Genomic DNA, 11,450 nt, shown 5'->3' on the forward strand with positions numbered 1-11,450 from the left:
CCCTACTATTTTAAAGAAAATCGGTTTTTCATTAATAAATATTTAGTGTAATCATCCCATAGACACGGATTAGTGAGTGTCACTTTGTTTATTTGAGCGCCGTATTTCCTGAATTCCTTCTTTTTTGTATTTTTAAAATAGTCTGAAGCCCAGCGGATCGTCACTGCAAATGTAGAGACCTCTTCCCCTGTTTGGAACATAAGCGTCGCAACATCTCCTACTTCCATAGCATCTCTACCTTTAGGAAGCTCGTACAAAAGACCGGCTTTACTGATATTTAATATTTTAACTTTTTCCTTGAAATCTGAATTCTTGATAAAAAACCGACTATACTTTTCTTTTTGAACGTCACAACGTGTGCCGATCCTATTTTCCTTCATATTCTGGTCTCCTTTTTAGAAGTTATGTTGGTTATTCACCGGCTGCATACTTTTGTATCGCATTTATAAATTTTATCGCACAATGGATGAAAATATTAACAACAAACATTATGCGGTAAGGGTTGATGCCTTGGGGGATGTTGTCTGCCGTTATCTATATAACCATAATCCTGCTTGATATATCTTTTCAGTTTTCACCATCATCTTGAAATATGTGATTTGTTATAATACCAGGTCTTTTTTGTTAATACATTCTCTGAAATAGTCGATAATAATAAAATGAGAATTATAAAAACCCTGTCAGTTTCTCTTATAATCTGTCAGTTTCTCTTTGCATGTTTTGCCCTCTCTTGCAGCAAGAAAGAACCTGATCCGCCGAAGCCTCCTCAGGGGAAGGTTGAACTGCCGCCTCCGAAACCGCCTGAGCCACCCAAACAATATGCACAAGAAGTTAAAGAAGCACCGAAACTGAAGGAAACTGAAAAACCTATTCCAGAAAAACATGGAAAAAAGATACTCAAGAAGAAAATACACACCCAAAAGCCGAAAACACCTGTGGTACCTCCTGCCCACCCGCAGATAGTCAATCTTGACAGGCTCAACCGTGAGTTTAAAACATACCATCTGAACGTATGGGCCTCAGAATGGAGCAGCAAGGAAATCCTTTTGAATGGTTATGTAAAAAACGAAAGAGAGAGGGAGGATGCCCTGTCCCTCGCGCGGCGATACAACCCGAACATCACCGACATGATCGACATCGTTACGGTCTACGATACCAGTATACCTGCAGCCAGCCGCCGACATCAACCCTACCCTTATTCCAATTCCAAATAGCGGAAGCCATAGGGCCGACCATTAGAGGGAAAGGGAATGAAGGGGGTCACCCATTGATATCACTGCAAGAGATGCTTATGTCGCAGGACAAAAGCTGTTCAACGACAAGCTGTTTTCCATACAGGTGGTTGTTGAGACTCCCGTGGATTTAGGATACTTCTCTCATGCCGTCGCTTAGCGGGCGGTTTAATCCAGTTGCTTTTCTATTTCACCGCGGCGTGTCTGTCTGTGCGATGCACGCAGACAGGCGGCAAAGAATCATTTTTTTGTAAACGGATGGATTGCAACGTTGTGATAAATTTCTCTTGACAAAATCCTTATATGATTATAACTTTGGTATGTTTTGTCATCAATCCAGCGGTAAAATGGGGTAATAGGTGCTTAAGTCTTTAAAACTCAGGGCGATTCTCATACTTATATTCCTGGTAATGTCAGTTATTTACTGTTTGCCGAATGTAATTGAACTGAAGGGGACATGGAAAAAATACCTCCCATCCGACAAGATTTATCTCGGACTTGACTTAAAGGGTGGCATGCAGCTTTTGCTTGAGATGGATACGGCGAAATTGTTACAGAACATGGTGGACAGGAAATTTAACGCCTTTAAAGATGCCATGATACGTGACGGGGTGAGGTTTTTAGAACTCGATAAGAAAGAAAATGCACTCTCTGTGACGATCAGGTCAGAACAGAAAGAAAAACTTTACAATATTGCCGGGAAGGATTTCCCTGACCTTAAGGCGGGAAGCACAAAGGCAGAGGGCGAAAACCTCATTGTTGAGTTCCTCCTTTCAGAAAAAGAATTGACGAACATAAAAGACAATGCGGTCCATCAGGCGCTTGAAACGATACGGAACAGGATAGATCAGTTCGGTGTGTCTGAACCCGTCATCGTGCAACAGGGGGATAACCAGATTCTGGTCCAGTTGCCGGGTGTAAAAGACCCTCAAAGGGCTTTAGAATTAATCGGAAAGACTGCCCAGCTTGAGTTTAAACTTGTTGATGAGGAAGGTTCCGTGCGATACACCGGTGGTACAGTCCCTGAAGGCGATGAGGTTCTATCGTTAAAGGCGCGAAACAGGGATACGGGTATCACCACTACCACACCTATCCTATTGAAGAAGCAGACCTTACTGTCAGGAGAATTATTGACCGATGCGAGGGTTAAGATCGGTGGTGAATTTGGGAATGAACCATATGTAGCTATTGAGTTTAATAGCGAAGGCGCCAGAATCTTTGATAAGATGACTGCCGAAAACGTAGGAAAAAGGATTGCCATCATCCTCGATAGTACCGTTTATTCTGCTCCCGTAGTGAGGGAGAGGATATCAGGCGGCAAAGCATCAATAACCGGCGGATTTAAAATGGATGAGGCGAAAGACCTGGCTATTGTGCTCAGGGCAGGTGCACTCCCTGCACCCGTAAAGGTTGTACAGAATATCACAATTGGCCCTACCCTTGGTCAGGATTCAATCAGGAAAGGGATACAGGCGGCACTTCTGGGGGCGATCTTTGTTATTGTCTTTATGGTTTATTATTATAAACACTCCGGTATTGTTGCTGATATTGCCCTTTTCTTAAACCTCATCTACCTCTTGGGTGTTTTTAGTGCCCTGAAGGCAACCATGACCCTTCCGGGTATTGCCGGAATTATTCTGACAATGGGAATAGGTGTTGATACTAATGTTATTATTTTTGAGCGTATCAGGGAAGAACTGAAACTTGGAAAAACCGTGAGAGCAGCAATAGACGCGGGTTATTCAAAGGCGTGGTTGACGATCTTTGATGCCCATGTGACGACGCTTATAACAACATTTGTGCTTTTTATTTTTGGAACCGGTCCGATAAAGGGCTTTGCGGTTACCTTAAGCGTTGGTATTATTATCAACCTCTTTACTGCTGTATTCGGTTCAAAAGTAATCTTTGACTGGATTATAGCAAAATATAAACCAAGGAGCCTGAGTATCTGATGAAGTTCAGGGAAATAGTTCATTCCACAAATTTAGACTTTATGGGTATGCGAAACCGGGCATTTACCTTCTCGGCGCTACTCGTGCTGCTTGGTTTTTTTGCTTTCATAATGGTAGCCTTTGGGAAGGCCAATCTCAGCGTGGATTTTACCGGTGGAACAAATCTTCACGTCAAATTTCTTGACAAGGTTACAATCGGCGATTTGCGAAATGTCCTCATGGATAATGGCATTCACGACGTTCAGATACAGGAAGTGAGTGGAACAAAAGAGTTTTTTATAAAAACAAAAATAGTGGATACAGAAAAAGAAAAGGTGCAGGACAAAATCAAACAGATTCTCGCCGGTCGTATGGAAGGTAAAAAATTCGAGATCCTCGGAAGCAATATGGTGGGTTCCACCGTGGGGCAAACGCTTAAAAAGAACGCAATCATTGCAATTGCCGTCTCTCTTGTCGGCATCATCATTTACATTGCATGGAGATTTACATTTGTTTTTGGCATTGCTGCAGCAATTGCCACATTTCATGACGTTCTTGCCATGCTCGGAATCTTCTGGGCGCTAAACAGGGAAATGAATATACTTTTTATTACAGCACTCCTGACGATAGCAGGGTATTCACTTACCGATACAGTCGTCGTATTCGACAGGATTCGTGAAAATATGACCAAGATGAAATCAAAGGCAGAGCTTGGTAATGTTATAAGCAGGAGTATCAATGAAGTGCTGAGCAGGACCATCATTACATCATTAACTGTAGCGCTGGTGATAGCGGCGTTACTGGTGCTTGGAGGCAAGGTACTTTTCGATTTTTCGTTAGCTCTTTTCATTGGTGTATTTATCGGAACGTATTCATCAATTTTTGTGGCAAGTCCTCTTATATTTTTATGGTGGAAAAAGGTTCGCTGATATTACAACATTTAATATAATATTGGGGACTGTGGGGCTTTCAAATGCAATTAAGGCTCGAGGATGTATTAAAAAATAAAGAGGGAGAATTAAAGCTCCATCAAAAATTTCTTGATCTGAAAAACTTCTGCGAAGAACAGTTCTTCAGTTTAATTGATCTTCCGCTAAAACAACACGTTGAGTCCCTGAAAGAATTAATTGAAAAGATAATCCCTGACCCGAAAGACAGAACCGAAGAGATGTTTTCAGGGGAAATCTTTACCCTTCTCGGAACGATATACCTCCACGACATTGGTCTTGTTAAAGACTATCATTGGGATACCAACGGAGAAATATTCAAGACCCTTGATGGGAATGATAAGAAGATATTATTGAATTACGGGATAGGAGAAAAATTAGATATCCCCGGGATGGCTATAGAGATCATAAATCACCTCACCTTCTCAAATGTGCTGAAAAAAATCCCCATAGAGTGGACAATTACAGAGGACAGCAGAAAGGCGATCATTCGAAACACGAAGGTTATAAGCCATGTTTTCAATTTTTCCCATCTTCTTTTAGATATATTCTACTCAGACTTGAGGTATCCCAAATTACGAAGGTATCCGGACCGGCATTTTGTTTTAAGGCCCGGCGATGTAACGATTGATATCGATAGCAGGGAAGGCGCCATCCATATAAAATACAACGCCAAATTTCCCTACGAATTGCATGTTCTCAATAATGTAAGAAGTTATGTTGAAGGTATGTTCAGCGTTTTTAAAAACAATGTGAACGGTAAATATGGTTTCCATTATAAAGATATTATGTGGGACATAACAAGTGATTTTACCTACGAAAGAGATATCTTTGAGGTACCGAAATTCTCCCCTTATAATGAATATCAAGGTCCACCATTTGAAAGATGGGAGAAGGCTTCTCTCATACTCGATAAGCTGTTCAGTTATGGTTATGCCATCGCTACAGGGGATGCGGCAACAGGGAAGACCACGGTATTGAGATCCTTTATTATGCCCCAGATTCTTTCAATAAGTCCGAATGTTTTTTACTGTGAAATGTGGGAAAAACCCGTGAGTGAAATAAAAGACGTCATATACGACCGACTTATGCTCACCGGCGGTCCTGAGTTCGATATTGTTTCTCTCTGTAAAAAACAGCTCAACAATGGCCCATGTTTTTTTATCATCGATAGCTGTGAGCGGTATATATATGTGGATACACAGGAGCGCGAAAAATTCGAGCGGTTTATTTCTTTTTGCATCGGGCATGACAATGTCTACCTTATCGTTTCCGGTGAAAAAGAGACGTTTTTTGAATGGTATGAGCCTTTCAGCAATATGTATCTCTCTGCCCTTTGCGAGATCAAGCCTTTGGAGAGCTCGAAGGCTGTCGATATATATGGAGAAGAAAAGATTGTACGGGATTTGAACGAACGATACAAACCGATAGAGTTTGAACTTTTTCTGGCCGATCTGAGCGTTGAGAAGGTTCTGGAAGATGTGCTCAAAGGGGTGAAAGAAGAGAGGGATTTCAGAAAAATTATCGCCTCTTTTACTGACAGGAGCGTAAAACACCTCAAAAGGTATACTATAGAAAATATTTTTTTCGAAACACGCATTCCTCATAAAAAAATCATCGGATATTTAAATTTATTAAAGGAAAAGGATATTGTGAGGGAATCCGAATCAATGGGGCAGGTTTACTATTACCTGTCGAACAGGTACCTTAAAGAACCCCTCTGTGCTGTTTTGAAGCTCGATGAATTTGAAGAAGGCAAAAAGATAAGGAATATTCTTCAGAATTCCCTCGTTAATGATGTGGTCCTCAATGTGGAGACATTGCAAATATTAGAAAGATGGAAGGATGACCTTGTTTTTTCAAAGGAAGAGATGGGTTTAATTCTCGCAAGCCTTATCCTTCAATCGAAGGGATATATACACTTTTTTGAAAAGGCAAAGAATGATGAAAAGGGTATAGATATTCAGCCTATCCTGAAACTACTTTATACTGATGATGCGGGAAAAAGAGGTGAGGCCATAAAGCTTCTTATTGAGATACAGGACAAAGACATGATCAATCCCCTCCTTTCACACTTAAAAAAGGAGCACGTGATTGAGATTAAAGACCTCCTGATTAAAGGGATAAGCCTTACCGGCAAGAAGAAGGCGATCCTCGCAATAATGAATGCATTAAAAGAAATAAACGACAGGCAACTGAGATTAAGGGCAATAGATTTTTTTTATGCCCTCTTAGACGGTAATCTGAAAGATATCCTTACTGATATCAGAGAAAAAGAAGAAGACCCCGTCATATTAATGAAGATTGACAGTATACTCTCAAAGATCATGGAAACTGAGTAAGCCCATGCATATATGGTCTTAATACATCAGGGACGACGATCCTGCCATCCTGGGTCTGGTAATTTTCCATAACGGCCATGACAGTCCTGCCGATGGCTAGGCCTGAACCGTTCAGGGTATGGACAAAATCTATCTTCCCCCCCGCCTTCCTGAACCTTATTTTTGCACGTCTTGCCTGAAAATTCTCAAAATTACTGCAGGAAGAGATTTCCCTGTAAACATTCTGGCCTGGCAACCATACCTCGATGTCATAGGTTTTGGAGGCTGAAAACCCGAGGTCGCCCGTACATAACGCTGAAACCCGGTAGTGAATGTTAAGTTTTTTTAAAACATCCTCTGCGTCCAGCAGAAGCCCTTCAAGCTCATGATAGGAATTTTCGGGATGGGCAAATTTTACAAGCTCAACCTTGTTAAACTGGTGCTGCCTTGTAAGCCCCCGCGTATCCTTTCCATGGGCGCCGGCTTCCTTCCTGAAGCAGGGCGTATAGGCGACGAATTTTACAGGGAGCTCATCCTCCTTCAGAATTTCATTGCTATAAATATTCGTAACGGGAACCTCGGCTGTCGGAATGAGAAAGTAATCGAGCCCGTCTATTTTAAATAGCTCTTCTTCAAATTTTGGTAACTGGCCGGTACCTGTCATGGATTCGCGGTTTACCATGAAAGGCGGCAGTACCTCGGTGTACCCGTGCTCCCTTGTGTGGAGGTCAAGCATGAAATTTATAAGCGACCTTTCGAGGAGGGCGCCGTATGATTTATATAAGGTGAATCGTGACCCTGTTATCTTTGCTGCCCTTTTAAAGTCGAGTATATCAAGTTTTTCCCCTATATCCCAGTGCGGTTGAGGCTGGAAATCAAATACAGGTTTTTCTCCCCAGACCCTTACCACCCGGTTATCTTTATCCCCTTGGCCTACAGGCACCGTGCCGTGAGGGATGTTCGGCATGATAAGGACAAGATCGTTCCATTCGCTTTCAGCCATCCTGAGTTCCTGCTCCAGGCCTTCTATCTGTTTTCCAATGTTCCTCAAATGTTCTATCTTATCCTGAGGGGGTGACCCTGCCTTTTTCAGTCGTGCTATCTCGTTGGAGAGTTCATTTCTCTCATTCTTCATGCTTTCCGATTCCTGTATAAGTTTCCTCCTTTTTTCGTCAACCTTCAGAAGTTTTTCCATGTTGAAGGAGAAGCCCCGCCTTTCGAGGCTTTCATATATTATTTCAGTTTTTTCCCTGATAATTTTTGGATCAAGCATTTAGTCCTCCATTACATATTTATTGAATTCGATTGGTTTATAGGTATACACGGTACCATTAATGGTGTAGACAGGTTGTCCTTCCACGAGAAGTTGAACCTTCTTTGCATCCTTGAAGCTCAGGAGGAAGGAATTGATGATTGAATAAACCTTTATTATCTCCTTTGCCGGATCGACCTTTTCTCCAAGAATATCTTTTGACAGATTAAGATATATCGTACCATCCCCGTCAGATGCAAACTCGTAAAGTGAAGTATTTTCGGGGATGCTCTTTTCTTTCTTCAATTCTCTTATGATGATATGCGCTCTTTCCTTCTCGGGCACGCCTTTCTTCACTTCTAATAATTTTTTTTCAAGTTTCTCCGTATTTTTTGAATAACAGATGAAGATATCGCTTTTTTCAAAGGGGATGATATCAATTATAGATTCTCTTTGCCATAACTGTATGTGTTTGTTTAATATGATGATTATAGCAAAGACCGCAATGAGAACAAAGAGAATGATGAGACGCTTATGACTTTTAGGTTTAAGCAGTTTTCTGTCATTTAATCGATTATTCATAGCTAACCATATCAGAGGTCAAGGGTTACCGATTTCTTCGAGAAAATCTTTTGTTGTCATTACCCTGAATATGGGATAAATGGCTGAATTTCTATAGGCATTCAGGATGTTTTCGTGAATCTCTCTCTTGAAAGCAGCGCTCAAATCCTCAAGAATTATTGTATAAAAATCATGACAAATGGCGTCGAAAGCTGTGGCGAGAACACAGAAATGGGTATTGATCCCACCAATCAGGACGGTATCAACATTCATTGTTCTTAAAGTCTGATCCAGGTCTGTCTTGAAAAAGGCGCTGAAACGTCTTTTTTCAAGGATAATATCAATGCCCTGAGGTCCAAGGTCTGAGAGGGGCTGTGTCCCGGTTGTTCCCCTCAATGCATGGGGTTTCATTCTTCCTCTGAATATGAAATCGTTTTTTAAAAAGCTGTCGCAGGCAAATATGACAGGTATAGCGAGGCTTCTGCATGTACTGAGAAAATCTCTCACGTACGGGATGATTTTTTCTTCCTCTTTATTGCCTGTTCTTTCTTTGCTGTAGTTACCTTCAAGCATATCAACAATAATAACCGCCGATTTCAATGTCTGTCTCCTTTAACGCCACGGAACAGTCTCATAAAATTCTCAAGCAAAAGGGATGAAATCTCTTCCACTCTTTTATTCTTTATTTGTGCAATTTTTTCAATGGTGTACTTCACATAATGTGGCTCGTTCCTTTTGCCCCTGTGGGGATGCGGGGTTAAAAACGGGGCATCAGTCTCTGCAAGAATCCTGTCCATGGGAAGATATTGGACGACTTCTACCAGTTTTTGTGCGTTGGTATATGTGATTGTTCCCGGAATCGATATGTAAAAACCCATATCGAGCAGTTTCCTTGCTGCATCAAGGTCGTAGGAATAGCAGTGTATAACCCCTCCTGCATCATTGCCTTTTGTTTCTCTGAGGATTTGCAGGGTTTCGTCTTTGGCATTTCTTGAATGGACAATGATCGGGAGCTTTGCCTGTCCTGCCAGCTTTAACTGTTTTTTAAATGCATCTACCTGTATATCCTTCGGGGAATAGTTCTTAAAAAAATCGAGCCCGATCTCACCGTACGCCACAATCTTGTTATGAGTGAGTGTCTTATTAATTTTCGGTATGAGGGCATCGTTTAAATCTCCGCTGTTGTGGGGGTGGATGCCTATTGCACCATAAACAGAGGGGTTTTCATCTATGAGTTGTATGACTTTTTCAAAGTACTTTTCCTCGGTACCGACTGTGAGTATGTAAGCTAATCCTTCTTTAATGCAGGTATCGATAACCTTCTTCCTGTCTTTTTCAAAAAGCTCCATTTCAAGGTGGCAGTGAGAATCGACAAGCATGTGTGATATATACCATAATTGGCTAATGCTAATCATCAAATAACCAGATATAAAAGCAATCACCAAACACCAATATACAAATTACAAGCCAATATCGCCCTTTTGTTCATTGGAAACTGGTCATTGGTGATTATTTTTATGCTATGATATACAGTCTGTATATGTTGCGCCATGTCGAATAAAGGGTTGATGCGGGATGGGACTTAAAAATATTAAAGACAACAGCGTTAAACTGATTATGGTTGGAGGAAAGGGCGGTGTAGGTAAGACCACCTGCGCCTCAGCCATTGCTGTAAAGATTGCCTCAGATGGTAAAAAGGTTCTCCTGATCTCAAGCGATCCCACACCCTCATTGTCCGATATCTTTGAGGTTGATATCGGGAGTAGGGAGGCCAGGATTGATGATGCATTAGAATTATATGGTCTCGAGATATCGTCGGATGTTGTGTTGATGAGATGGAAGGAGAGGTTCGGGAGAGAGATTTACGAGGTAATATCGTCTTTTGCCAGCGTAGATTATGATTTTATTGACTATATTGGCACAGCCCCGGGTATCGAAGAAGAGTATATGTTGAGCTTCATCATAGAACTCGTGGAGAGCGGCAAATATGATGTGGTGGTCTGGGATACTGCACCTGCAGGGCATACCCTCCGGTTGCTTCAATTGCCGCATTTATTTCTTAAACATCTTGAGGCTGCCACAAAGTTTTATATGAATATGTATAGTTACCTTGAAAAGCTGAAAGATATATCGGGTCTCAAGGGCTCAAAAAGGGCCCTCCTTGAAATTATAGGAAGCTGGGAGGCATTATCAGAGAGGATTGTTGATTTTATCAGGGATGGACAGCTTACAAAATATGTCATCATAACGATTCCTGAGGCGCTTGGCGTTAAGTTAACGGAAAGGGTGATCAGAGAATTAGAAGAGAATCAATTAAAAGTGGAAAACATTGTCATTAACCATGTGGTGAAAGAGGCGGATTGTGCGTTTCACACGTCACGCAAAAAGATGCAGAACCACTATATTGACCTCATAAAAAATACATACAGGGATATAAATGTAGTTATACTCTATCTGTCAGCGGAAGAGGTCAAGGGGATGGAGAGAATAGCGGATGTGGGCAAGGCCTTGTTTGAGTATGCATAGCAGAAAGCTGAGGGCCATTATAAGAGGTTTTAACTCTACGCTCCCCGCTAAAAGGTTGACATGATCAGAATTAAAATCACAGGTGGCAATTTAAAGGGCAGAGCCATTACTGTCCCGGAGAACGATGTGGCCCGTTATACCTCTTCAAAGGTGAGAGAAGCAATATTTGCCATGACAGGGGATGTCACAGGCCTGAGGACGCTTGATCTGTTTGCCGGTTCAGGTTCTTTTACCATCGAGGCGCTCAGCAGGGGTGCCGCCGCCGCCTGCGTAGAAAAAGATAAGCAGATGGTGAATACACTCAAGACGAATCTTTCCACGCTCTCCTTAGAAAAAAATTGTCTTGTATTGAACATGGATGTAAGATATGCAATACCATTTCTTTATAAAAGGGCATTAAACTATGATATAATCTTTATGGACCCTCCCTATGAACAGGACTTTATTCCAGAGACCATGGCGCTTTTTCAGAAATATGTTATTTACCATAAGGATACGGTGTTCATATTAGAATACTCAAAAAGGGAATCACCCCTTGTTTCACTAACAGATGGCTGGAACGAACGAGCAACCAGGAGATATGGGGATACTGTTATTAGTATTTTAGACATGCCTGACAGGGATGAAGCGTATGAAATTATGATTTAAGAATTAAGAATGAAGAATTATGAATAATGAAT

General features: G+C 41.5%; 11 protein-coding genes. 6 read left to right on the forward strand and 5 right to left on the reverse strand.

Annotated elements, in window-relative coordinates:
• Nucleotides 1–5: 5 nt before the first annotated feature.
• Nucleotides 6–380: a hypothetical protein gene (locus NTX75_13340; GenBank protein ID MCX5817198.1), complete on the reverse strand. Its 375-nt coding sequence runs from the start codon at nt 378–380 to the stop codon at nt 6–8.
• Nucleotides 381–659: 279 nt separating this feature from the next.
• Between NTX75_13340 and NTX75_13345 the strand changes: the two genes are divergently transcribed.
• The 4 genes from NTX75_13345 to NTX75_13360 all read left to right on the forward strand — a co-directional run bounded on the left by NTX75_13345 (nt 660) and on the right by NTX75_13360 (nt 6,452).
• Nucleotides 660–1,214, forward strand: a complete 555-nt coding sequence (locus NTX75_13345) for a hypothetical protein (GenBank protein MCX5817199.1) — start codon at nt 660–662, stop codon at nt 1,212–1,214.
• Between the two features lie 377 nt (nt 1,215–1,591).
• Complete coding sequence (secD, locus tag NTX75_13350) at nt 1,592–3,184, forward strand: protein translocase subunit SecD (protein MCX5817200.1); 1,593 nt, start codon at nt 1,592–1,594, stop codon at nt 3,182–3,184.
• Complete coding sequence (secF, locus tag NTX75_13355; protein MCX5817201.1) at nt 3,184–4,092, forward strand: protein translocase subunit SecF; 909 nt, start codon at nt 3,184–3,186, stop codon at nt 4,090–4,092. Before secD ends, secF begins: the two co-directional genes overlap by 1 nt.
• Nucleotides 4,093–4,136: 44 nt before the next feature.
• Nucleotides 4,137–6,452 (forward strand): hypothetical protein, encoded by a 2,316-nt coding sequence (locus tag NTX75_13360; GenBank protein MCX5817202.1) that lies wholly within the window; start codon nt 4,137–4,139, stop codon nt 6,450–6,452.
• Here the strand turns inward: NTX75_13360 and serS are convergent.
• From serS to NTX75_13380, 4 genes are read right to left on the reverse strand one after another with little or no spacing between them, the layout of a single operon-like run.
• Nucleotides 6,436–7,704: a serine--tRNA ligase gene (gene serS, locus NTX75_13365; protein MCX5817203.1), complete on the reverse strand. Its 1,269-nt coding sequence runs from the start codon at nt 7,702–7,704 to the stop codon at nt 6,436–6,438. The two genes, NTX75_13360 and serS, sit on opposite strands and share 17 nt — an antisense overlap.
• Nucleotides 7,705–8,265, reverse strand: a complete 561-nt coding sequence (locus NTX75_13370) for a GerMN domain-containing protein (protein ID MCX5817204.1) — start codon at nt 8,263–8,265, stop codon at nt 7,705–7,707.
• An 18-nt stretch (nt 8,266–8,283) separates the two neighbouring features.
• Nucleotides 8,284–8,844, reverse strand: coding sequence for a cysteine hydrolase (locus NTX75_13375; GenBank protein MCX5817205.1), 561 nt, complete (start codon nt 8,842–8,844; stop codon nt 8,284–8,286).
• The gene (locus tag NTX75_13380; protein ID MCX5817206.1) at nt 8,841–9,659 is read right to left on the reverse strand and encodes a TatD family hydrolase; all 819 of its coding nucleotides are present in this window, start codon (nt 9,657–9,659) and stop codon (nt 8,841–8,843) included. Before NTX75_13380 ends, NTX75_13375 begins: the two co-directional genes overlap by 4 nt.
• Nucleotides 9,660–9,819: 160 nt before the next feature.
• Here NTX75_13380 and NTX75_13385 point away from each other — a divergent pair, with 160 nt between their 5' ends.
• A complete protein-coding gene (locus NTX75_13385; protein MCX5817207.1) occupies nt 9,820–10,770 on the forward strand; it encodes an ArsA family ATPase in 951 nt (316 codons plus the stop codon).
• Between the two features lie 60 nt (nt 10,771–10,830).
• On the forward strand, nt 10,831–11,418 hold the full coding sequence (rsmD, locus tag NTX75_13390) for a 16S rRNA (guanine(966)-N(2))-methyltransferase RsmD (protein MCX5817208.1): 588 nt from the start codon (nt 10,831–10,833) through the stop codon (nt 11,416–11,418).
• Nucleotides 11,419–11,450: the final 32 nt, after the last annotated feature.

It is taken from the genome of Pseudomonadota bacterium (assembly GCA_026388315.1).
Classification (GTDB): Bacteria; Desulfobacterota; Syntrophorhabdia; order Syntrophorhabdales; family Syntrophorhabdaceae; genus MWEV01.